Annotated in this window: 23 protein-coding genes and 2 pseudogenes; 10 read left to right on the top strand and 15 right to left on the bottom strand. The window is 71.3% G+C overall.

Annotation, left to right across the window (positions count from 1 at the left end; translation table 11 throughout):
* Positions 1-2 precede the first annotated feature (2 nt).
* Positions 3-647 (top strand): methyltransferase domain-containing protein, encoded by a 645-nt coding sequence (locus ACIQBL_RS38110; protein ID WP_401950720.1) that lies wholly within the window; start codon positions 3-5, stop codon positions 645-647.
* 1 nt (position 648) lies between these two features.
* Here the strand turns inward: ACIQBL_RS38110 and ACIQBL_RS38105 are convergent, their stop codons facing one another.
* The 4 genes from ACIQBL_RS38105 to ACIQBL_RS38090 form a co-directional block, all read right to left on the bottom strand.
* Positions 649-2,304, bottom strand: coding sequence for a glycosyl hydrolase family 28-related protein (locus ACIQBL_RS38105; RefSeq protein WP_401950717.1), 1,656 nt, complete (start codon positions 2,302-2,304; stop codon positions 649-651).
* 114 nt (positions 2,305-2,418) lie between these two features.
* The gene (locus tag ACIQBL_RS38100; protein WP_401950714.1) at positions 2,419-2,922 is read right to left on the bottom strand and encodes a YbjN domain-containing protein; all 504 of its coding nucleotides are present in this window, start codon (positions 2,920-2,922) and stop codon (positions 2,419-2,421) included.
* Positions 2,915-4,252, bottom strand: a complete 1,338-nt coding sequence (gene mshA / locus ACIQBL_RS38095) for a D-inositol-3-phosphate glycosyltransferase (protein WP_401950711.1) — start codon at positions 4,250-4,252, stop codon at positions 2,915-2,917. The genes ACIQBL_RS38100 and mshA overlap by 8 nt, the downstream gene beginning before the upstream one ends.
* Before the next feature lie 184 nt (positions 4,253-4,436).
* On the bottom strand, positions 4,437-4,961 hold the full coding sequence (locus tag ACIQBL_RS38090) for a hypothetical protein (protein ID WP_401950708.1): 525 nt from the start codon (positions 4,959-4,961) through the stop codon (positions 4,437-4,439).
* On the opposite strand from ACIQBL_RS38090, the gene ACIQBL_RS38085 reads away from it, so the two are divergent.
* The 4 genes from ACIQBL_RS38085 (at position 4,945) to ACIQBL_RS38070 (ending at position 8,962) form a co-directional block, all read left to right on the top strand.
* Complete coding sequence (locus ACIQBL_RS38085; RefSeq protein ID WP_401950705.1) at positions 4,945-5,070, top strand: hypothetical protein; 126 nt, start codon at positions 4,945-4,947, stop codon at positions 5,068-5,070. The genes ACIQBL_RS38090 and ACIQBL_RS38085 overlap by 17 nt on opposite strands.
* A gap of 77 nt (positions 5,071-5,147) precedes the next feature.
* The gene (locus ACIQBL_RS38080) at positions 5,148-5,963 is read left to right on the top strand and encodes a class I SAM-dependent methyltransferase (RefSeq protein ID WP_401950702.1); all 816 of its coding nucleotides are present in this window, start codon (positions 5,148-5,150) and stop codon (positions 5,961-5,963) included.
* A 232-nt stretch (positions 5,964-6,195) separates the two neighbouring features.
* On the top strand, positions 6,196-7,287 hold the full coding sequence (locus ACIQBL_RS38075) for an NlpC/P60 family protein (RefSeq protein WP_401950700.1): 1,092 nt from the start codon (positions 6,196-6,198) through the stop codon (positions 7,285-7,287).
* 307 nt (positions 7,288-7,594) lie between these two features.
* The gene (locus tag ACIQBL_RS38070; RefSeq protein WP_401950698.1) at positions 7,595-8,962 is read left to right on the top strand and encodes a PP2C family protein-serine/threonine phosphatase; all 1,368 of its coding nucleotides are present in this window, start codon (positions 7,595-7,597) and stop codon (positions 8,960-8,962) included.
* A 115-nt stretch (positions 8,963-9,077) separates the two neighbouring features.
* Here ACIQBL_RS38070 and ACIQBL_RS38065 read toward each other — a convergent pair whose 3' ends face one another.
* The 3 genes from ACIQBL_RS38065 to ACIQBL_RS38055 all read right to left on the bottom strand — a co-directional run bounded on the left by ACIQBL_RS38065 (position 9,078) and on the right by ACIQBL_RS38055 (position 10,778).
* Positions 9,078-9,419, bottom strand: a complete 342-nt coding sequence (locus ACIQBL_RS38065; RefSeq protein ID WP_401950696.1) for a DUF2516 family protein — start codon at positions 9,417-9,419, stop codon at positions 9,078-9,080.
* A gap of 122 nt (positions 9,420-9,541) precedes the next feature.
* Entirely contained in the window at positions 9,542-10,198 is a 657-nt protein-coding gene (locus tag ACIQBL_RS38060) for a hypothetical protein (protein ID WP_401950693.1), read from the bottom strand.
* A gap of 94 nt (positions 10,199-10,292) precedes the next feature.
* Positions 10,293-10,778: a helix-turn-helix domain-containing protein gene (locus ACIQBL_RS38055; protein ID WP_401950690.1), complete on the bottom strand. Its 486-nt coding sequence runs from the start codon at positions 10,776-10,778 to the stop codon at positions 10,293-10,295.
* A gap of 754 nt (positions 10,779-11,532) precedes the next feature.
* On the opposite strand from ACIQBL_RS38055, the pseudogene ACIQBL_RS38050 reads away from it, so the two are divergent.
* Positions 11,533-12,411, top strand: a pseudogene (locus tag ACIQBL_RS38050) (LysR family transcriptional regulator); the annotation flags it as partial.
* A gap of 302 nt (positions 12,412-12,713) precedes the next feature.
* Entirely contained in the window at positions 12,714-13,235 is a 522-nt protein-coding gene (locus ACIQBL_RS38045; RefSeq protein WP_401950687.1) for an ATP-binding protein, read from the top strand.
* A 52-nt stretch (positions 13,236-13,287) separates the two neighbouring features.
* Here ACIQBL_RS38045 and ACIQBL_RS38040 read toward each other — a convergent pair whose 3' ends face one another.
* Complete coding sequence (locus ACIQBL_RS38040) at positions 13,288-13,902, bottom strand: TetR/AcrR family transcriptional regulator (RefSeq protein WP_401951124.1); 615 nt, start codon at positions 13,900-13,902, stop codon at positions 13,288-13,290.
* A gap of 92 nt (positions 13,903-13,994) precedes the next feature.
* Between ACIQBL_RS38040 and ACIQBL_RS38035 the strand changes: the two genes are divergently transcribed.
* Positions 13,995-14,420 (top strand): hypothetical protein, encoded by a 426-nt coding sequence (locus ACIQBL_RS38035; protein ID WP_401950684.1) that lies wholly within the window; start codon positions 13,995-13,997, stop codon positions 14,418-14,420.
* Here ACIQBL_RS38035 and ACIQBL_RS38030 read toward each other — a convergent pair.
* The 6 genes and pseudogenes from ACIQBL_RS38030 to ACIQBL_RS38005 all read right to left on the bottom strand — a co-directional run bounded on the left by ACIQBL_RS38030 (position 14,407) and on the right by ACIQBL_RS38005 (position 19,004).
* Positions 14,407-15,615, bottom strand: a complete 1,209-nt coding sequence (locus ACIQBL_RS38030) for an NAD(P)/FAD-dependent oxidoreductase (RefSeq protein WP_401950681.1) — start codon at positions 15,613-15,615, stop codon at positions 14,407-14,409. The genes ACIQBL_RS38035 and ACIQBL_RS38030 overlap by 14 nt on opposite strands.
* 77 nt (positions 15,616-15,692) lie before the next feature.
* Positions 15,693-16,586, bottom strand: a complete 894-nt coding sequence (gene sigJ, locus ACIQBL_RS38025; protein WP_401950679.1) for an RNA polymerase sigma factor SigJ — start codon at positions 16,584-16,586, stop codon at positions 15,693-15,695.
* Between the two features lie 125 nt (positions 16,587-16,711).
* A complete protein-coding gene (locus ACIQBL_RS38020; RefSeq protein WP_401950677.1) occupies positions 16,712-17,551 on the bottom strand; it encodes an SDR family oxidoreductase in 840 nt (279 codons plus the stop codon).
* Between the two features lie 116 nt (positions 17,552-17,667).
* Positions 17,668-18,132: a GNAT family N-acetyltransferase gene (locus tag ACIQBL_RS38015; RefSeq protein WP_401950674.1), complete on the bottom strand. Its 465-nt coding sequence runs from the start codon at positions 18,130-18,132 to the stop codon at positions 17,668-17,670.
* A gap of 10 nt (positions 18,133-18,142) precedes the next feature.
* Positions 18,143-18,373, bottom strand: a pseudogene (locus ACIQBL_RS38010) (hypothetical protein); the annotation flags it as partial.
* Positions 18,374-18,380: 7 nt separating this feature from the next.
* Positions 18,381-19,004, bottom strand: coding sequence for an RraA family protein (locus tag ACIQBL_RS38005; RefSeq protein ID WP_401950671.1), 624 nt, complete (start codon positions 19,002-19,004; stop codon positions 18,381-18,383).
* Between the two features lie 216 nt (positions 19,005-19,220).
* Between ACIQBL_RS38005 and ACIQBL_RS38000 the strand changes: the two genes are divergently transcribed.
* Positions 19,221-20,075: a nitroreductase/quinone reductase family protein gene (locus tag ACIQBL_RS38000; protein WP_401950669.1), complete on the top strand. Its 855-nt coding sequence runs from the start codon at positions 19,221-19,223 to the stop codon at positions 20,073-20,075.
* A gap of 73 nt (positions 20,076-20,148) precedes the next feature.
* Positions 20,149-21,111, top strand: a complete 963-nt coding sequence (locus ACIQBL_RS37995; protein WP_401950666.1) for a zinc-binding dehydrogenase — start codon at positions 20,149-20,151, stop codon at positions 21,109-21,111.
* 6 nt (positions 21,112-21,117) lie between these two features.
* Here ACIQBL_RS37995 and ACIQBL_RS37990 read toward each other — a convergent pair whose 3' ends face one another.
* Complete coding sequence (locus tag ACIQBL_RS37990) at positions 21,118-22,008, bottom strand: hypothetical protein (RefSeq protein WP_401950663.1); 891 nt, start codon at positions 22,006-22,008, stop codon at positions 21,118-21,120.
* Between the last annotated feature and the right edge of the window lie 15 nt (positions 22,009-22,023).

Below are 22,023 nucleotides of genomic sequence, written 5' to 3'. Positions count from 1 at the left end.
GCATGGACTGGCACGAGTGGCACGACGCCTACGACTCCCCCGACACCTACCTGAGCCGGCGCCTGGCCATGGTCCAGGAACGCGTCCGGTACGCCCTCGACACCGCCCCGCCCGGCCCGCTCACCGCGATCAGCATCTGCGCCGGACAGGGCCGTGACCTGATCGGCGTACTGGCCGGCCATCCGCGCGGGGCCGAAGTGCGCGCCCGGCTGGTCGAGTTGGACGAGCGGAACGTCGCCCACGCGACACAGGCGGCCCGCGCCGCCGGTCTCCCCGGTGTCGAAGTCGTCGCCGGGGACGCCTCGTCGACGGATCAGTACGCCGACCTCGCCCCCGCCGACCTCGTCCTCGCGTGCGGTGTCCTCGGCAACATCACCGACGCCGACGTCGAGCGCGTCCTCGACCACTGCACCCAACTCTGCCGAACGGGCGGCACGTTGGTGTGGACGCGCAACCGCAAGGACCCGGACCTCGTCCCGCAGATCTGTGCCTGGCTGGAGCAGCGCGGCTTCGAGCGGCTGTGGGTCTCCGACCCCTCGCTCACCGCGTCCGTCGGCGCCCACCGCTTCACCGGCGAGCCCCGCCGGCTCCCGCCCGGACAGCGCATGTTCGACTTCATCGGCTACGACACCCTGTGGCGCTCCTGAGTCACAGCTCCCGCTGCGCCTCGTACAGGTTCCGCGGCCGTACGACATCCGTCGTGCCGTAGAGCTCCAGCCGGGAGTGCAGGGCGCCGGTGAAGTCGGGGACGTCGGTCTGGTCGAACTCGGTGACCGTGTTGACGCCCACCGTGGCGCTGTAGGGCGCCAGTTGGTCGAGCTTCATCAGGCCCGCGCGGCCGTTGGTGACGCGGACGTTCCAGTGGGTGAAGCGGGCGCCGAACAGCGGTCCGGCGCTCGCGTCGCCGCCGTGGCGGCCGTTGTTGTCCACCGTGATGTCGGTGCGGACATTGGCGAAGGGCAGCCCACGATGGCTGTCGAAGGTGCCCATGCGCATGTCCCCGCGCGACCAGACGTTGTACGACGACAGGCCCTCGACGTTGATGCCGTGGAGCTGGGTGTTCGCCGGCGCCGGGACCGTGCGCTCCTCGATCGTGAAGTCCTCGACGAGGTTGTCGTGCGAGCCCTCGCGGCAGAAGTAGGGGTGGTGGGAGCCGCGGCCCGACACCGTCGTACCGCGCAGGGTGCACGCGGAGGCCGCCACCAGGCCGAATCCGTTGTCGACATGACGGACCGTCACGTCGTCGAGCCAGCAGTCGTAGGCGCATTGGAGGACGACGCCGTTGTAGCCCTTGTCGAGGAGGTGCGGCTGTTGCGGGGTCTCGACGGCCTCCAGGGTGAGGCCCTCCACACCGGAGCCCGTCAACTCCTCCACGTGGGTGGTGAATTGGGGGTCCCACTCGGGGCGGAGGTCGAGGGGCAGGGGGCGTTCGAGAGTCACCCTGCGGCCGTGGACGTGGGCGATGCGGACGGGCCATTCGTAGGGGACGTACGACAGCAGCTTCGTCTTGTCGTCCCAGTAGTACGCCTCGGGGCCGGGGCCGCCGCCCGCCATGTGCTGGAGGAGGGTGTGGCCGGTGTCGTCGGCGAGGCGGAGGAGGACCAGGGTGCCGGGCCGCAGTCGGGAGGCGTCCGCGACCGTCACCGTCCAGGAGCCCAGGCGGGCCGGTTCGACGGTCGTCAACTGCCGCCATTCGTCACGCCTGTTGCCGGTCCAGCCCTCGAAGGGCCAGGTCTTCGCCCTGATCGCGGCGACCAGTGAGTCCCAACGGGCCGTCGGAGCAAGCCAAATGAGGCCGCCCGCCCAGGACCAGGACGACTTGTCGCCGCCGTAGCGGGAGCCATAGACGCCGATCAGTTCGGTGAGGTTCCTGGTCGCGTAGAGCTTCGTACGGTCGCTTCCGGCGCCCCGCAGGACGACCCCGGAGTGGCCGACGCGGATCACGTCGTCGATGCGGAAGGTGCCGGGCGGGATGAGAACCGTGCCACCGCCGGCCCGACCGGCAGCAGCGATGGCACGGTTGATCGCGGGGGCGCAGTCGGTCGTACCGTCCGCCACGGCGCCGTAGTGACGGACGTCGAGCACCCGGGAGTGGCAGGGGTGGCGGTGCGCGCCCGCCCGCCCGATGTACGGGATCTGCTGGTGGGTGAAGGGGGTTTCGGTGAACTCCCGCCAGAGGGAGGGGACTTCGCCGCCAGGCCTGCGCGGACCCTGTTCCGGGAGGGGAATCGCCAGGGACAGCGTGCTGCCGAGCAGGGCTCGTCTGGTGAAGCGGGGGCTGCTCATGTCCGTACGCCCTTCCATGCGGCTCTTCATGGATGTGAACGACGTTCAGATCTGCGTCAGCCGTGAGCATGCCACGAGGCCGCGAAGGTGCGGAAGAGGTAGGACGGAGACAGGAAAGAGGCAGGACAGAGGTCAGTCGGTCGGCCGCTGGGTCAGGTTCGTGAACGCGTCCAGATTCCGCGTCGACTCCCCGCGCGACACCCGCCACGCGTACTCCTTGCGGATCGCGGAGGCGAAGCCCAACTCCAGGAGCGTGTTGAAGCTGCCGTCGGCGGCCTCCAGGACCTGGCCGAGGAGGCGGTCGATCTCGGCCTCGGTGACGGCGGACAGCGGCAGCCGGCCGGTGACGTACACGTCACCGAGCTGATCGACGGCGTAACTCACGCCGTACAGCTTGAGGTTGCGCTCCAGGAGCCAGCGGTGGACGGCCGTCTCGTTCTCGTCGGGGTGGCGGATGACGAAGGCGTTGAGCGAGAGGGAGTGGCGGCCGACGATGAGGGAGAGGGTCGTCGACAGCTTCCGGGTGCCGGGGAGTTTCACCACGAACGTGCCCGACTCCGGGCTCTCCCAGTCGAGTTCGGCGCCCTTGAGGAAACCCTCGATGACCTGCGCCGCTCCCTGCTCCACCTCACCCATGGTGCGAGCGTACGTGACGGCGGTGGGCCTGCGCGGCGGCCGTGTAGACGTCCGCCGTGGCGGCGGCGGCCGTGTCCCAGCCGAACGACTGGGCGTGCCGGGCGGCGGCCTCGCCCATGCGGGGCGCGAGGTGCGGGTGGTCGGCGAGATCGCGCAGCACGCGCGCGTAGTCGGCGGGATCGTGCCCCTGCACCAGGAAGCCGGTCTCCCCGTCGCGCACGGCGACCGGGAGGCCGCCGACCGAGGCCGCGAGCACCGGCGTACCGGCCGCCTGCGCCTCTATGGCGACCAGCCCGAAGGACTCGCTGTACGAGGGCATGACCAGCACGGACGCGGCCCGGAACCAGTCCGCGAGCTGCTCCTGCCCGACCGGTGGCCTAAACCGTACGACATCCGCGATGCCCAGCCGCGCGGCCAGTTTCTGCAGGCCCTCCGGCTTGGCGAGGCCGCTGCCGCTGGGGCCGCCGACGACGGGCACGACGATGTTCGAGCGCAGCTCGGGCCGCTCGTCGAGGAGCACGGCGACCGCGCGCAGCAGCACGTCCGGCGCCTTGAGGGGCTGGATGCGGCCCGCGAAGAGCGGGATCAGGGCGTCCTGCGGCAGGCCGAGGCGGGCGCGGGCCGCCGCTCGGCCGTCCGCCGGGCGGAAGCGTTCGAGGTTCACACCGGGGTGGACCACGGCGACCTTGGCGGGGTCGGCCGCGTAGTGCCGTACGAGTTCGTCGGCCTCCTCCGCCGTGTTGGCGATGAGGCGGTCGGCGGCGACGACGATCTGGGTCTCGCCGATGACGCGGGCGGCGGGTTCGGGGGTGTCGCCGTCGGCCAGGCTGGCGTTCTTGACCTTGGCCATGGTGTGCATGGCGTGCACGAGGGGGACGCCCCAGCGCTGGGCGGCGAGCCAGCCGACGTGGCCGGAGAGCCAGTAGTGCGAGTGGACGAGGTCGTAGTAGCCGGGGCGGTGGCCGGCCCACGCCTGCATCACGCCGTGCGTGAACGCGCAGAGCTGGGCGGGGAGTTCCTCCTTGGCGAGGCCTTCGTACGGTCCCGCGTCGACGTGCCGGACGAGGACACCGGGCGCCAGTTCCACCGTCGGGGGCAGGGCGGCCGTGGTCGCGCGCGTGAAGATCTCCACCTCGATGTTGATCGCGGCGAGGCGCTGCGCGAGCTCCACGATGTACACGTTCATGCCGCCGGCGTCGCCCGTGCCGGGCTGGTGCAGCGGTGAGGTGTGCACGGAGAGCATGGCGACACGGCGGGGTTTGCGGTGCAGCCGCAGCCGGGCGGACGCGGCCGGGGAACGCCGTCCGAGCCTGCTGACGTACTGGCTCACGTGGCGGCTCCTCCTCGCTGCGGGCATGCCTCAGGGAGGGCGTGCGGATCCCTCCAAGGGGGTGCAACGTCAGCGGGCGGGGCTCCCATTCCGGGGGCGGCGATTTTTACCCATCCATTACTGGGTGTCGATCAACCGTTCGAGGGATGGGCGCGTTGACGCCCCCGGGCCACCTGTCCGGCGGTCAGCCCACGGGCGCCGCGGCGAAGGCGTGCCAGTACGCGGCGGCGCCACTGGTCTGCTTGAGCAGCCGGGCCGGCGCGGGCTCGGCAGGCCATATCTGGAGCAGATACCGCTCGCCGGTCTTGGGCTCGTCGTCCTCCCGCACGTTCTTGCTCCGGCCGGCGTCCATACCGCTGCCGGAGTACCGCACGCGGTAGTCGCGCTCCTCCAGTCCCAGCTCCCACGAACTCTTCCCGTTCCACTGCCGCAGCTTCGTCTCCTCCGACAGCGGCCGGAACGGTGCCTCGACGATCTCCTCCCACGCCTCGTCCACCTCGGGCCGGCCGTCGTGCAGCTCGGCGGTGAAGTCGACGCCCCCGATGTGCAGACCGGTCAGCAGAAGCAGCATCCCGCCGTTCCCGCCCCCGCAGAGTCCGACGCCGTCCTGCCCGGCGAAGGCGTCGTAGACGTCGCATTCGTCCCCGCCGCTCTCCACGAACATCTGGCCGTAGTCGACATGGACCTCTTCGTTGACCAGCACCTTCATCGATCCCGCCTCCGCCTTCGCCCTCTCGGACCCGATCTCCGACCAGATCCCGGACCTGATCCCCGACCCGATCCCCGACTCGCTCTCCGATCCTGCCAGTCGGCACTGACAACGGGACGGGAAGCGACGGTTTCGGCCGCTGCCCGGTGCGGCGGCGCCCGTCCCGTGCCGCCTACCCTCGTACGTATGACAGCCCGCGCGACGACCCCCCGCCCCGTGGGAACGGTGACGCGCGGGACGACCAACCCCAACCGCCTGCGCCGCATGGACCGCTGGATCGCGGCGACGCACGGCGCGGAGCTGCGCCGGGCCGTCGATCCCGTCGCCGTCGACCTCGGGTACGGCGCCGCGCCCTGGACGGCCGTGGAACTGCTCCAGCGCCTGCGTACCGTCGCCCCGCACGCGCGCGTGGTCGGTGTCGAGATCGAACCGGCCCGGGTCGCGGCGGCGAAACCGTACGAGCGCGAGGGGCTGGTCTTCCGGCACGGCGGGTTCGAGGTACCCGTCGCGCGGCGGCCGTCGCTGATCCGCGCGGCGAACGTGCTACGGCAGTACGACGAGGCGCAGGTCGCCGAGGTCTGGGCGCGGTTGTGCGGGCGGCTCGCGCCGGCGTCGGAGCATTCGCGCGGCGGGCTGCTCGTCGAGGGGACCTGCGACGAGATCGGGCGGCGGCACGTGTGGGTCGCGCTCGGGCCGGAGGGGCCGCGCACGGTCACCTTCGCGACCCGGCTCGGTTCCCTGGAGCGGCCGTCCGACCTCGCCGAGCGCCTCCCGAAGGCCCTCATCCACCGCAATGTGCCCGGCGAACCCGTGCACTCCTTCCTCCGCGACTTCGACCGCGCGTGGGCCGCCGCCGCGCCCTACGCCTCCTACGGCGCCCGTCAGCGCTGGATGCGGGCGGTGCGGGACCTCGCGGCCGACTGGCCGGTGACGGACGGCCCGGTGCGCTGGCGGCAGGGCGAAGTGACCGTGGCGTGGGGGGCGTTGGCCCCGCTCGGGTGAACCCCGGCGCGCCCGCGACCTGCCGGGAACGATCTCCGCCGGTCGTTCGTCACAACGGGCGGGGAGTTCGCCACGGCAGGTCGTGCCAGGTCACGACCGGTCATGACCTGGAAGGAAAGGGAAGAAGTACGGGAAGTACTACCTCTGTCGTTTTGTGTCCGGGCATGGCACGATCCCCCAGGCGTCCGTAAGTTACTGACGGTCAATCAGATGTGGATGTGGGGGCAGGGGTATGGGAGCGGGCAGGCGAGCCCTGATCACGACGGCCATCACGGTCGTCTGCGCGGTCACCGTCCTCGCGGCGCCCGGCACCGCGTTCGCGAGCCCGACGCCCACGCCGACCGCGAGCCCCTCCGCGACCGCGACCGCGTCCCCGACTCCCGTGACCAACAAGGACCTTGAGGCCGTACGCGAGAAACTCGACGCGCTCTACCACGACGCCGCCGTCGCCACGGACGCCTACAACGCGGCCGAGGAACAGGCCAAGAAGCAGTCCGCCGAGATCGTCGAGTTGGCCAAGAAGATCGTCGACGGCCAGGAGAAGCTGGACGAGTTGAAGGACCGCGCGGGCGCCGCGGCCCGCGCCCAGTACCGCACGGGCGGGCTCCCGGACGAGGCGCAGTTGATGCTGAGCGACAACCCGCAGGAGTTCCTCGACGGTGCCGGGCGGGTGCTCCAGGGCGAGCGCGCCACCAAGGGCCTGATCGCGGAACTGACCCGCACCCAGCAGGACTTGCGGCAGTACACCGCCGACGCCTCCGCGCAGTGGCAGCAGTTGGAGAAGAACCGCCAGGCCAAGGCCGCCGCCAAGACGAAGGTCACGACCCAGATCGCGGCGGCCGAGAAGCTGGAGTCCCAGCTGGAGAAGCAGGAGAAGGAGCGCCTGGCCAAGCTGGAGCAGCAGGCCGCACTGAAGGCGCAGACCGCCTGGCTCGACTCTGGTGTCCTCAAAGACATCGGCACCAAGGCCTCGGCCGAGGGCAAGGCGGCGGTGGCCTACGCGACGGCCCAGCTCGGCAAACCGTACGAGTGGGGCGCCGAGGGCCCGTCGTCGTACGACTGCTCGGGGCTGACCTCACAGGCCTGGGCGAGCGCCGGGGACCCGATCCCGCGTACCTCGCAGGAGCAGTGGAAGCAGCTGAAGCACGTCGACGTGAAGGACATGCGCCCCGGCGACCTGATCATCTACTTCGACGACGCCAGCCATGTCGCGATGTACATCGGCGACGGCGCGATCATCCACGCCCCGCGACCGGGGCGGACGGTGACGATCGCGGGGGCGGGTTCGATGCCGATACTGGGCGTTGTACGCCCGGATGCGTGATATGCCCGCATCGAGTCGGCGACCCCGGCCGCGTGACCTGGCACACGCCCCGTCCGCGCGAAACGCCCTCCGGGCGTGACCTTCGTCATCCCCGGGTGGCGGGCACCCTGCCCAACTGCGGTACGGATCACGGCATATGACAGTGGCCGCCTGCCAAGCGACCTGCCTCACACCATTCCTTTACTGCGCCCACTACCGCTATGGTCCCCGTCGGTGGGTTGAGGTCCCTCGCCCCGCCGCCCTCGGGGGGAGGGAAGGAATCAGGACGATGCCCGCATCCATACCGCGGCAGAGAGCGATCCCAGCCGTGGAGAGTGATCAGGCGCAGGCCGCAGTCGACAGCCCCTCCGGAGTCACACAGGCCCCGCGCACGCAGGACACGGTCACCGGCGACACGGTCACCGAGAAGGGCAACAAGGCCGACGCCGAGCCGGCCGAGGCCACGCCGCTCACAGCCGAGGCCGCGCCCCGCGCTGCCCACGGCACACCGGCGGCCGGTCACCTCACCCTGCTGATGATCGAGGACGACCCCGGCGGCTCGCCGATCGTGCCCGAGCTGCTCGACCCGACCGGCAAGCCGATCCGGGTCCGCACCGCCCGCAACCTCACCGAGGCCGAGCGGCTGCTCACGGACGACGTCCACTGCATCCTGCTCGACCTCGCGCTGCCCGCCCCCGGCCGTTCCGCGGACGGCGCCGACGACGAGCTGGCCGTACTGAAGCACGTCCTGAGGATCGCGCCCCAGCACGCCGTCCTCGCCCTCACCGCGTCCGGCGACACCGAGCGCGGCGCCGAGGCGGTCCGGGTCGGCGCCCAGGACTATCTCTTCCGCGACGAGCTGGACGGCCGGCTGCTCAGCCGCGCGATCCGCTACGCCGTGGAGAGGAAACGTTCCGACAGGGCGGAGCGCAAGCTCACCGAGTCCAAGCTGCGCGCCCAGGAGAACGCCCGCCTGGAACGCGGCCTGCTGCCCACGCCCCTCCTCGAAGGCTCCCCGCTGCGCTTCGCCGCCCGCTACCGCCCCGGCCGCTCCCGCGCGCTGCTCGGCGGCGACTTCTACGACACCGTGCGCACCCCCGACGGCACCGTGCACGCCATGATCGGCGACGTCTGCGGCCACGGCCCCGACGAGGCCGCGCTCGGCGTGGAGCTGCGCATCGCCTGGCGCGCGCTGACCCTGGCGGGCCTGTGCGGCGACGAGCTGCTCGGCACGCTGCAACAGGTCCTGGAGCACGAGCGCGCCGACGACGAGATCTTCGCGACGCTCTGCACGGTCGACATCGCCCCCGACGGCCGCCGCGCGGGCCTGTGCCTGGCCGGCCACCCGTCCCCGCTGCTCGCCTGCCCCGGCCGCCCGGCCGAACTCCTCCCCTACGACAACAACGGCCCCGCCCTCGGCCTGCTCCCCGGCGCCCGCTGGCCACGGATGCAGGTGGAACTGGGCGCCGAGTGGAGCCTGATGCTCTACACCGACGGCCTGATCGAGGGCCGGACCGGCGCGGGACGCCGCGAACGGCTCGGCCAGGACGGCATGGTGGCCATGATCCGCCGCCAGCTCGCGGAGGGCCTGCGGGGCGAGGAACTGCTCCGCGCGGCGGTCAACGAGGTCCGCGACCTCAACGGCGGCGAGCTGACGGACGACGTGGCGGTACTGCTGCTGGACCGGGCGCCGTAGCGCGGGCTGCTGGACCGGGGTGCCGTAGCGCGGGCTGCTGGACCGGGGTGCCGTAGCGCGGGCTGCTGGACCGGGCGCCGTAGCGCCGTGGCGCCGGCTTCTGGGCCGTACGGCTTCAGCGCCCGCCGTTGTACGGGCCGTAGGGGCCGTCGCTGCTGGAGCCGCCGCTTCGGCGGCCCCCGCCGCCCGAGACCTGCTTCAGCGCGGGCCGGACGTCCACGATGTAGACGATGCTCGCGACCGCGCCCGCGACGGGCAGCATCGCCAGCACCGAGAACAGGTAGCTGACCACGAGGGTGATGCCCAGGATGATCAGCCAGAAGACCTTGTTCTGCTTGTTCGCGGCGCGGAAGGCGTCCTCACGCCGGAACGCGGCGTCGAACAGCCCGAACGCGGCCAGGGCCATGAGGAGGATCTTCAAGAGACCCAGGAACCCCGCGAAGCCCAACATCAGCATGTCTGCCCACCGCCCGCTCTCTCCGACGCCTACGCCGCCACCGTACCCGCAGAACGGGCCGGGCATCCCGAAGGTGCCCGGCCCGTATCCGTACCCGCGTCCTACTTGTCCCTACCCGCGTCCTACTTGGCGGGCGGCGTGGTCTTCTTGGCGGTGGCCTTGCGGGCCGGAGCCTTCTTGGCGACGGGCTTCTTCGCCGGGGCCGACGCGGCGGCGGGGGCGGGGGCGGGCTCGTCGGCCTTCACGACGACGGGCTCGGACGCGGGCGCCGGGTCGGGCTCGACGGCGACGGCCAGCTCCTCGATCTCGTCGGCGGCCTCGCCGCGCCAGGTCCGCACGGCCTGCTCGCCGTGCTCGGCGACCTTCTCGTACGTCTCACGGGCCTTGACGGCGTACTCGGCGGCGACACCGACACCGCGCAGCGCGAAGTCCTGGGCGGACTCGCCGAACTTCTTCAGGTCGGCGTCGAGGGTGCTGCTGAGCTTCTTGAGGTCGCCGTCGAGGCTGGTGATGAACTCGTTGACCTTGGTCTGGAAGGTCTCCTGCGCCTCCTTGGCCTTGGCACCGGCCTCCTTGGCACGGGCGGCGGCCTTCTCCTGCACGGCCTTCGGGTCGGTACCGCGCACCGCGTCGATCCGGGCCGGAGCCTCGGCACGCAGCTGCTCGACCAGGCCGGGAACCTTCTTGGCCTGTTGGAGCGCGAGGTCGGCGGTGCCGGCGGCGAAGTAGAGGGGGGTGGGGTCGCTCAGGGTCTTGCGCAGGTCATCGGTGATGGCCATGGTGATGGTCCTCCCGGTTGCTATCAGCTGAGGGTTTTGGTGTGCACGCCCGCGGTCATCCGGACGTGGTCATGCAGGTCGTGGTCATCCGCGGTCATCCGGCCGTCTTGTGCTGCTCGGTACGGTCGCCCTGACCGGCCGGGTGCTCCCGCGGTTCGGCGTCGCCGCCGTCGTCGGTCGTCGTGAGGGTGTCGCTGTGGCTGTCGCTCTCCTCGCGCCCGTCGGCGGTCTCGAACCCGTTCTCCTTGCGGAAGGACTCGTAGATCTGAAGCAGCACCTGCTTCTGCCGCTCGGTGAGCGTGGGATCGGCGAGGATGACGGCACGCGTCTCGACCTCGTCCCGGTCCCGCTCGGCGTCGAGGATGCCGGCCCGCACGTACAGCGTCTCGGCGGAGATCCGCAGCGCCTTGGCTACCTGCTGCAACACCTCCGCGCTCGGCTTGCGCAGCCCGCGCTCGATCTGGCTGAGATACGGATTCGACACCCCGGCGGCGTCGGCGAGCTGCCGCAGCGACAGCTGCGCGTTGCGCCGCTGGTCACGCAGATATTCACCGAGATTGCCGACGTTGAGCGTTGCCATGCCTCCACCTTGCACCACCGGCGCTAACTTTTGCAAGCACCTGCTTGCAAAAGTGCGGCACGCCACTCGCTGTGACGGTGTGCGGACGGCGGAGGCTGTCTCCGGTCTCCGGTCTCCGTGGTCCACGGCCCGAAACCGTCGGTCAACGACCCGTAAGCCAGTCCACCAAGTCGTAGACCGCATGGCAGTAGGAGTCATGGACGTCCTTCCGCATCCGCTCCAACTCCCCCGTTTCCAGGAGGACCGGCGGAGAGTCCCTGTGCTGTGGGGGTCACCACGCTCCAGTGGTCGTGGAAGGGCGCGTCGGCATCCGCGAGCCTCGGATAAGTGGCCTCCCGGTCGCACACGGCGTAGAGGTACACGATGCCTCGGCCTCGGCGCCGATCACCTCGGTGAGTTCGGTGCGGCTGTCCGGGTCCCGTCGCATCAAGGCGACGGCGAAGCCGTCAGTGCCGAGGAGTGTGCCCCCGGGTGGGCGGTCTCCGCGGCACCGAGTTCGCGCAGGAGAGCGACCGCGCGGCCGACGGCGGGAGCGGAGGCTGGGGCTGAAGCACGAGCGGGACGGGGAGCTGGCGCGAGGCTGGGTCCTTCCGTCGTTTGAGGTCGGCACCCGTCCGCGCCTTCGCCTGTGGTCCGGACCCCGCGAAGGCGCGGACGGGTTGCCGCCTGGGCCCTGCACCGAGTCTTCCCGAGCCCCGTGACCCCAGTCAATCCTATGGATTTCTCGCTAGCTCCAAGCTGTAGCTTGGGAGTCATGACTTTGGAGGACCTGCGCGTCTTCGTGGCCGTGTGCAGGGCGGGGAGCCTCAGTGCCGTCGCCCGTGAGCTGGGCCGCACGCAGTCGGCGGTGAGCCAGCATGTGAAGCGGTTGGAGCGGGAGGCCGGTGTGAGCCTTCTGGAACGTCAGCCGCGAGGGGTCGTGCCCACCGACGCGGGGCGCGCCCTGCGCGACGCCGCCGCGGACAGCATCGCCGGCCTGGATCTGGCTCTACGGCGGCTCGGGGACCTGGTCAACGGCGACAGCGGCTCCGTGCGCGTCACCACGGGCGGCACGACCGTGCGGCACTTCATGTCCGAGGCCATCGTCGACTTCCGCCGGCGCCACCCGAAGGTCAGCCTGGAGTTTCGGACGGAGACCTCCAGCCGCGGCTGCTTCGACGCCCTCACCGCCGGCAACCTCGACCTCGCCTGGGTCACGATCGCCGGCCCGGTGCGCGGTATCGAGCAACGGCCCGTCGTCGCGCTGCCCTGGGTACTGGCCGTACGCGCCGACGATCCGCTCGCGGCCCGGCCCCGTGTCGGCACCGCCGAACTCACCGGGATCAGCCTCATCCGACTCCCCCCGAACTCCACCTCGGGCGCCCGCCTCGACGCCGCGTTCGCCGAACTCGGCGTCCGGAGCAGTTCCGACACGAGCGTCGCCGACTGGGACACCGCCCTCCTGCTGGCGGAACTCGGTCTCGGCCACGCCGTCGTACCCGTCCTGCCCGGCCGGCAGGCACCCCCTGACGGCCCCCTCCGTTTCGTCCCCCTCCCCGGCCTGCCCCCGCTCCCGGTCGGCTGGGCCGTCCGCCGCTGGGACGCCCTCACCCCGCTCGCCCGGGCCTTCGCCGATACGGTCGCCCGCAGTTGCACGGAGCAGTTGTACGGGGACGGCCGCCGACACGGAACACGTTCGCCGGAACACGGAACACGTGGGATGGCACACGGCACACGTTCGATGGAACACGGCGCACCTTCAACGGAGTTGAGCGACACGCCCCTTGCGTCGGACCGCCCCTCCACGCTCCCCGTCATGACCGCTGACACGCGCTACGACACATGATCAGCTGAGGTCCACGACGCCCACCCCGCCCTCCGTCCACCCCGTACTCCCTCCACCCCGTCCTCCGTTCGCCCTGCCCCGCGGCCCACGCACCGCTAGCGTCGGGTGCCATGATCGTATGGCTCAACGGCACGCACGGCGCGGGCAAGACGACGACCAGCGCACTCGTGCAGCAACTCATCCCGGATTCACGGGTGTTCGACGCCGAGAAGGTCGGCGTGACGCTCATGGACATCACGCCACCGCTGCCGTCGACCGGCAACTTCCAGGACTGGCCGCCGTGGCGCCCGCTCGTCGTCGAGACCGCCCGCCGCGTGCTCGAGTACACCGGCGGCACCCTGGTGATGCCCATGACCGTCCTGGTCGAGCGGTACTGGCGCGAGATCAGCACGGGCCTGTCCCAACACGCCATTCCCGTACGGCACTTCGTCCTGCACGCCGACCAGGACACCCTCCGCGGACGCATCGAGGGGGACACCGTTCTCGGCCCTTCCCCCTTCCGTCTCCACTACCTCGAGCCCTACGCCGAAGCGGCCCGCACATGGCTGCACAGCGAGGCGGAAGTCATCGACACCACGCACCTCACCCCTGGCCAGACCGCCCTGCGGATCGCGGAAGCGGTCAAGAGCTGAGGCCCGCCCGCACGTTGGCAACGCCACCGACGGTCGACCACGAACCACCGCGTCACCCGGCCCGTTCGACAAGGGAGGCGTCGGACACCAGAGCGCGGGCGGTGTCGGCGAAGTACTGCTCGTCGGCATCGGGGGCTAGGCCGAGGACGACACCCTGGCTGAGGCCGACGAACAGTGCCCTGAGCGCGGTGGTCAGACGCCGCGCCTGCTGCGCGGTCACGGTGCTCCCGTTGTGCGACCTGCCGGTGAACAGCGCGATCAGGTGGTCCTCCTGCGCCCGTACGGACAGGGCGAGTTGGGACCCCAGGTCCGGGTCGTGCAGGGCCATGTCCAGCAAGGTGATCTGGAGCGACAGGCGCGGCAGCGCGTCGGGGGCGTCACAACTGCGCCGGTAGTGCCGGGCGAAGGCGTCGACCGCCCCCAGCAGATCCAGTCCGGCCGGAACCTCCCGCTCGATCTCCTCGTAGTACGGCCGCAGATAGTCGGCGACCAGGGCGACCACCAGGCCGTTCTTGCTCCCGAACAGCGAGTAGACGGCACCGGTGGTCAGGCCCGCGCGTTCGGCGATCTCGTCGAGCCTGGCCCGGTACCCGTCCCGGGAGACGACCCGGAACGCGGCATCCAGCAGGGCACGGCGGTTGCGTTCCCTGGTCTCCGCCCTCGTCATTCTCATAGTTCGATTATTACCGTAATCTGATTACGGAACCAGTCGACGGAACCAGTCGAGCGGCGTCGGACGAGCTTCAGGGAGGACCGCGCATGGCCCGGATCGCGGCACCGCCAGTGACACCCCGGACGGTGGGGATCATCGCCGACGGCGCCTTCAAGGTGCTGCTCGCCGCTGTCTACGCCGTCGGCTCCGCCCCGCTCGGCCAACTGCTCGGCGTACCCGCCTGGTTGATGGTCGTCTCCGGCGTGACCCTGCTGATCGGGGGAGGGATCGAGATCGGATATGTGCGCAGCCGACCGCTGCGCACCTACACGCGGCTCATGGTCGCCTACGACAGCGGCTGGGTACTGACGGCTCTCGCCGGCGTCCTGATGGCGTGGCGGGGCGGCACCGCCGGGGGTGAGGTGTGGATCGGGTACCAGACGGCGGCCCCGGTCGTGTTCGCCGCGCTGCTGGCCGCCGCCACCTCCACACAGACGGCCTCGGAACATGAAATCCCGGTCAGAAACCGCTAGTTGACTGGAACCGCTCCGGCCGAAAGTCCGCAAGCATCTCATCCCTCTCCCCGCCGAGGATCTCCGAAGCGAGCAGCCGGCCGATCACCGGCCCGAGCGTGATGCCGCTGTGGGAGACCGCCTCGTAGTAGCCCGGCACGGACGGCACCGCCCCCACCGAGGGGAAACCGTCGGCCGGGATCGGCCGATTGGCCACCCGGGTCTCTGCGATGCGGGAGTCGCCCAACTCGGGGACGACGCGCCCCGCCGACTCGTGGAGCAGCCGCGCGAGTCGCGCCAACTCCTCGCCTGTACCGATGAGGGCGTCTGCGCCGATGGACGGGCCCGCGCCGATGAACGCGCCCGCGTCGATGGGGGCGTCCGCGTCGATGAGCGCGTCGATCTCCCGGCTGTGAAGAACCATCGCCGCGTCTCCGTCAGGCCGCATCTCGATGTGCGGCGCGTGCATGGCCCGGTGAACGGGGAGTTGAGCACAGTCGATGCGGGTGACGACGCCGGGTTCGCGGCGCATCGGCAGGTCACGTGCGACGAGCCCGGCGATGTGGGAGGCGCTGGGGCCGGCCGCGTTCACGACGATGTCGACGTCGAGGCGGCTCCCGTCGGACAGGGCGACCGAACGAACGCTGCCGTCGGCACCGGTGTCGATGCCGAACACCGCGGTGCCGGACCGGAGTTGGGCGCCGGACGCGACGGCCAGGCCGACCAGGCGGCCGACGAGATGACGTCCGTGCACCCAGGCTTCGTGGGGGTAGAACACGACGGGCGCCTCGTCGGGCATCGTAAGAGCGGGTTCGAGGCGGCGGCGCACCTCGGCCCCCGTGTACACCTCGACCCGGTAGTCCCAGGAGGCCAGTTGTTCGGCTGTCTCCAGGAGCTTCGCCTCCGCCGCGGGATCGTCCGTCCAGCGCAGGTGGCCGCTGGGATGCCACCAGGGGTCCGGCCCGATGATCCCGGCGAGTTCGCGGTGCGCCGCCATGCCCGCGACGTTCAGGTCGAAGTAGGACCTGCGCACGGTCTTGTTGCTGGCATTGGCCCACGAGAAGGACCAGTTGGTGACGCCTTCACCCGGCCGACCGGCGTCGATGAGGACCACCTCGGCACCGCGCCGGGCCAGATTCCAGCCCACGCTCGCCCCGAGGACACCCACACCGACGACAGCAACACACCCAGGCCGCTTCCCGGACCCGATCCTCACGAACGCCCCCTGTCCCAGCTCACCTGTCCCAAGTCACCGGCCAACTCCCGCTTCCAGCATGCGAGTACGGGGGACGGTCAGGAAACCCCACCCCCGCCCTCCCCGTTCCACGCCCCCAACTTGTCCGGATTGACCACCAGCCACAGCTCCGTGATCAACCCACCCCGCACCTCCGTCGCCAGCACGGCGAACGTCGTCCCGCCCATCCGCGCCGCCACCCCGGGACGGCCGTTGACGTCGTCCTCGACGAGTTCCACCCCGGGTTCCCGCCGCATGAGGCCGAGGAAGAGGCGGGCCACCTTGTCGCGGCCGACGACCGGTCGCAGGGCCGCCCGTACCTTGCCGCCGCCGTCGCTGCGCGATTCGACATCGGGGTCGAGCAGGGCGACGAGCGCGTCGAGGTCACCGGTCTCGCAGGCCTCGCGGAACGCGGAGACGACGCGCCCGTGCTCCTCCGCCGTAGCGCTGCCGGGTGCCCGGTCGGCCAGTCGCCGGCGTGCGGAGGAGGCGAGTTGGCGGCAGGCGGCCGGCGTACGGCCCACGGTCTCGGCGATCTCCGAGAACGGCATGCCGAACACGTCGTGCAGGACGAACGCGACACGCTCCGCGGGAGTCATCGCGTCGAGCAGCACCAGCATCCCCATGCTGACCGACTCGTCGAGGGTGATCCGATCGGCGGGATCGTCCGCGCCCGCGCTCCCCGTACTGGCCCACCCGGCACCGTGCCGCACCGGCTCCGGCAGCCATTCCCCGGTGTACCGCTCCCGCCGGGCCCGCGCCGAGCCCAGCTGGTCGAGGCAGATCCGCGAGGCGACCCGGGTCAGCCACGCCATCGGCGTCTCGATCGCCCGCTGCGCCTCCTCGGACAGCGCATACCAACGGGCGTACGTCTCCTGTACGACATCCTCGGCGTCCTGCACCGAACCGAGCATCCGGTAACCGAGGTTGAGCAGTCGGCGGCGCTCGGCCATGAGGGAACCGAGGGTGGGATCCTGACCCGGTCCGGGCGGTGGTGTGGGCGGCGGTGGCGGTGGCGGTGGCGGTGGCGGTGGCGGTGGCGGTGGCGGTGGGAACGGTGGTGTGGGCACGCCGGCGATCATCCTCCCTGCCCTCCCCCGTCCCCGCTCCCGTCCCCGCTCCCGCCTCCACTCCCGCCCCTCACCCCGTTCTGCACATTCCGCGCGAGCCATTCGTCGAACGTCTGGCTGCCCCGCGGCCCGGCCGCGCCGGCGACCGGCAGATGCCCGTCCCCCGCCATCGCCGCCCCGACCGCCCCCGGCATCCGCACCGGCAGCACCAGCCGCCGCTCGTGCCGGGCCCGCAGCAACCGCCGTACCATGTCGACGAGTTGCTCGACGCGCGGTCCGGCGAGATCGGGGGCCGTCCCCTGGGCCGGACCCGTCGTGAGTCGCACGAGCCGCTGGGCGACCTCACGCGCCGCGATCGGCTGGGTCCGCATCCGCGGCACCACCGCGAGGGGTCTCGGCACCCGGGCGACGACCTGCTGCGCGAACTCGTGGAACTGCGTCGCGCGCAGCACCGTCCACGGCAGCGGGCCGTTCTTCACCACGTCCTCCTGCCGGAGTTTGCCCCGGTAGTAGCCGAGGCCTACCCGGTCGATGCCGACGATCGACAGCGCCACGTGATGCCGTACGCCGGCCCGCGCGCCCGCGTCCAGCAGGTTGCGGCCGGCGACGTCGAAGAACGCGACCGCCTTCCGCTCGCTCGTGGTCGTCACGTTGCTCACGTCGACGACCACGTCCACACCGTCCAGCGCGGCGTCGAGCCCGGCACCGCCCGCGAGGAGGTCCACCCCCCTCGACCGGCTCAGCACGACCGGTTCCCGCCCGGCCGCGACCAGTTCCTCGACCACATACCGGCCGACCATCCCGGTACCGCCCGCCACCGCCACCCGCATACCGACCCTCTCCTTCACCGGTTGTCACCCGGCCGCACGGACGAGCCGGACGAGGCCGAGACCGCCGTACCGAACCGTGTGCTCACACCTGCCATGGCTGCCATGGCTGTACGACGACACAGCCCCAACAGATGTCAGGGCGAGGCTCGGACGGGCGCCGCACGCACCATGAACACGTCCACCGGATCCTCGGTCTCGACGACGAACCCGTACCGCTCGTACAACCGCCGTGCCGGACTGCCCCGCAACACATTCAGCCGTACGACCGCGACGCCGTCCCGGTCACACCGCTCCAGCAGCTCCCGCAGCACACCCGAACCGATCCCGCCGCCCTGAAGACGCGCGGCCAGATAGAAATGCTCCAGCCAGTGGCAGCGGCCGTCCTCGTCGGGCCGTAGCGCCACGCACCCGGCGAACTCACCGCCCACCTCGATCACCCACGTGCACGCCGGCTCGAACCCGTCCCGCAACCGCTGCCGCACCCGACCCGCGTCGTACCGCCCGAGCCGCTCCAGATCAGCCCGCAGCACCACCGCACGCAACTCGGCCACAGCCTCGACGTCCGCCGCCGACGCGGGCCGCATCTCCCAGTCCGCCATGATCAACACGCTACCGCCCGGGAATCGCCGCCCGTTCCGCGGCTCCCTGGTGCCCCTGCCGGTTGACGTCCCACCACGCCCCCACCGCGTCGAGATCCGCGCTCGTGATGCCGTGCCGATGGTCGACGCGCAGCAACAGCGCCCGCTCGGGACGATGGGCGGCCACCCAGTGGCGATCGGCGTCCCCGATCTCGTCGTCCACCCGCACGAAGGGCCGCCCGGCGGCCCAGGCGACGAGCGGCCACGCGTCACCCCTCGAACCCGCCCGCACCCAGAATCCCGTCCACCCGGGCCCGATGCGCCGCCTCCCACTCATCGAGACTCTCGGCGGCCTCCTGGGCCAACCGCGCCCGCGCCGCCGCCAGCACCTCCGCCCGCCGCCCGCCCGGCACCACCACGACCCCGTCCTCGTCGGCCACCACGACATCCCCGGCGTCGACGGCCACGCCCCCGCACCGCACCCGCTCGTTCAACGGCGCTACGGCCTTCTTGACGCCCGGGATCGGCACGACACCCCGCGCGAACACGGGGAACCCCGCCTCCCGCACCTCCCCCACGTCCCGGATCACCCCGTCGAGCACGAACCCGGCGATCCCGCGCCGCCGCGCGACGGCGCAGACGTTCCCGCCGGCCAGCGCGTACTCCACGTCCCCGGACTCCACGACGACAACGGAACCGGGCCCGGCGCGGTAGATCGCCGCGTGCAGCATGAGGTTGTCGCCGGGCGGGCACCGGACGGTGAAGGCCGGGCCGGCGAGACGCGGCATCGGACCCCACAGCGCCCGGATGCCGAGGTCCATGACCTGCTCGCGGCCGAGCAGATCGGCGAGGGTGGTGGTAGGGACTGCCTGGAAATCGGTGGCGTCAGTCATACGACGGACGCTACCGTCCCTCCCATGACTGCCGGGTCGGCCTTGAGCCGTGAGCGAGTCGGGTACCCGGCCTCCGAGTGAGGCCGCGGCGGGCCAGGGGTCCGCCGTCTGTCACTGCGTCCAAGTCAAGTCGCCACACCAGCGCGATCGTCAACACGATCGCCGGCGCCGTCCACGGATCAGTAGCGACAGAGAACAGGGAGCCACCACCACCCCATGCCCAACGACTTCAACCAGCGGATCATCGACGAGTTCCGCGCCAACCGGGGCCGCGTGAGCGGCTACTTCGAGGGCGCGCGCCTCCTCCTCCTCACCACCACCGGCGCCCGCACCGGCACTCCGCACACCACCCCCGTCGGCTACCTCCCCGACGGCGGCGACAGAGTCCTCGTCATCGCCTCGGCGGGCGGCTCGGCCCGGCACCCGGACTGGTTCCGCAACCTCGTCGCCCACCCCCAAGTCACCGTCGAGAGCGGCGTGTTCACGTACGAGGCGCGCGCCGTGGTCCTCACCGGCGAGGAACGCGACGAGGTCTTCGCCCGAGCGGTGGAGGCGGACGCCGGCTGGGCGGCGTACCAGGAGAAGACCGACAGGGTCATCCCGGTCGTGGCCCTCCACAGCCTGGCCCAGGGCGGCCCCGGGAACATCGACGCGGCCTCCTTCGGCGAGGCCGTCAAGGTGGTGCACGACGCGTTCCGCCGCGAACTGTCCCTGATCCGGGGCGAGTTGCGCACCGGCACTACGACCCTCGGCGCCCAACTCCGCGCCAACTGCCTGACGTTCTGCCAGGGCCTGCACAACCACCACACCGGCGAGGACACGGCGCTGTTCCCGCTCATCGCCGAGCGGCACCCCGGGTCCGCCCCGGCCCTGGCCCGCCTGCGCGAGGAGCACGAACGGATCGCGGCGCTGATGGAGGAACTGCGCGGGGCACTCACCGCGAAGGACACGAATCCGGCGGCCGTCCGCACCGAGGTCGACCGCCTGACGACGGCCCTGGAGGCCCATCTGACGTACGAGGAAGAGGAGTTGATCCCTCTCTTCGACGCTCCCTCCGACGCCGCTCCTTGACCTCAACTCTGCTTGAGGTCGAAGACTGCACGCACATCCCGATGTTGTTGTCCCGATGCGGTGGAGGTCGGCCATGCGTGCAGCGCAGGTGCAGGAGTTCGGCGGCCCGGAGGTCCTGGTCCCGGTGACCCTGCCGGATCCGGCGCCGGGCCCGGGCGAGGTACTGATCGACGTCGCGTACATCGACACGATCTTCGTGGAGACCCAGGTCAGGACCGGCTGGGGCCAGGAGTTCTTCCCGACGACACCGCCGTACGTCCCGGGCGGCGGTGTCTCCGGGGTGGTCGCCTCGCTCGGGCCGGGCGTCCCGGAGGAGTGGCTGGGGCGCAGGGTGACGTCGTATGTCCGGGGCGGCTACGCGTCGCGCGCGGTGGCGGCGGTCTCGGCCCTGACGGTCGTACCGGACGGCCTGGATCTCCTCCCGGCAGCCGCCCTGGTCCACGACGGCCTCACCGCGTCCGGCCTGGTCGAACTGACCGCCGTCTCCCCCGGCGACCGCGTCCTCATCCTGGGCGCGTCGGGCGGCATGGGCACGATCCTGGTCCAACTGGCGCACTCACGGGGCGCGTTGGTCGTCGGGCTGGCCCGGGGTGCGGAAAAGCTGGCGCTGGTGGAGGAGTTGGGGGCCGACGCGGCGGTGGACGTGTCGGCCGCCGGCTGGCCGGAGCGGGCGCGTGCGGCGCTGGGCGGCGCGGCCGATGTCGTCCTGGACGGGGTGGGCGGGCAACTCGGCGCTGCCGCGCTGCCCTTGGCGGCGGACGGTGGGCGGTTCTCGGCACACGGTGCTCCGTCCGGCACGTTCGCCACTCTCGACCCGGAGGAGGCTTCGCGCCGGGGCATCAAGCTGTTCGGGATCGGCGATGTGCAGTTTCCTGCGGCGGAGTTGCTCCGGTTGCCCGCGTACGCCCTTCGGGAGGCGGGGGCGGGGCGGCTGCGGGTGGTGATCGGGGAGGTGTTCGGGCTGGAGCGGGCCGCCGACGCGCATGCGGCGATTGAGGGGCGGGGGGTGGTCGGGAAGGTGGTGCTCAAGAGCTGAGGGCGTTCAGGCCGTCGGCGCGCTGCGGTGCCAGGGTGGCTTTGCCGCCAGCTGCCACAGGGCGTCGAAGTGTTTGTTCCAGGTCGCGACAGCGGCCCTGACGTCGTCGGTGTCCTCCCGCGACCAGATGTTGAGGTCGGTGCGGTACCCCTGGGGGTCGTAGTAGTCCGGATCCGGACTGATTCCCATGGTGCGGGCGGACACGTCGTAGAGACCGTGCAGGACCAGCTCCCGGTTGAAGATGCAGATCTTGTCGCGCGGTATGCCGGGGTAGAAGCGGTACTCGCACGCCACCGACACCCGGCCCATCGATGTCAGCCCCCGTGCGATGCCCGACAGCCTTTGGTCGAACTCCCTGCACTTGGTCTCCAGCCGGCTGCGGAACTCCTCGTCATCGACCGGCGTGCCCTCCGGACCCACACGGGAGGGCACGGTCATGGGGGCGCGGAAGTCCGGGACGAGGAATCGCACCACCACGTGCCGCGTCGGACCGGGATCGTCCTGGAGGCTCTCCAGACGGTGATAGAGCTCGTTGTAGAGCGTCTCGCCGGTGTAGCCGAGGAAGCTGATCTCCACCGCCCGGGCACGGAAAGCCTCGGTCACGAAGGTGCCCAGCTCCCGTGACTTCACCTGGGCGCGGGTCGGCACTCGCAGCGATGCGTCGAGGTCGTTGACCTTGTCGTACAACACGTAGGCCACCACGCTGAGAAGCGCGCTGCCGAGGAACACCTTGCCCTGGAGGGCGTCGCCCACCGGCTTCACGAACTGCGCGATCAGCCCGATGACGAAGACGGAGAGGAGCAGAAGCCGGGTAACCACCGGCTGGTACCGGGTCTGGAAACGCCTGACCCGTTCAGCCAGGGTGCTTTCGGGCACACCACTTCGGCTGCCGGACATCGCAGCCCCCTCCCC

Source organism: Streptomyces sp. NPDC088350, assembly GCF_044753545.1.
GTDB lineage: Bacteria > Actinomycetota > Actinomycetes > Streptomycetales > Streptomycetaceae > Streptomyces.
This window is presented reverse-complemented; position numbering and strand designations above follow the sequence as displayed.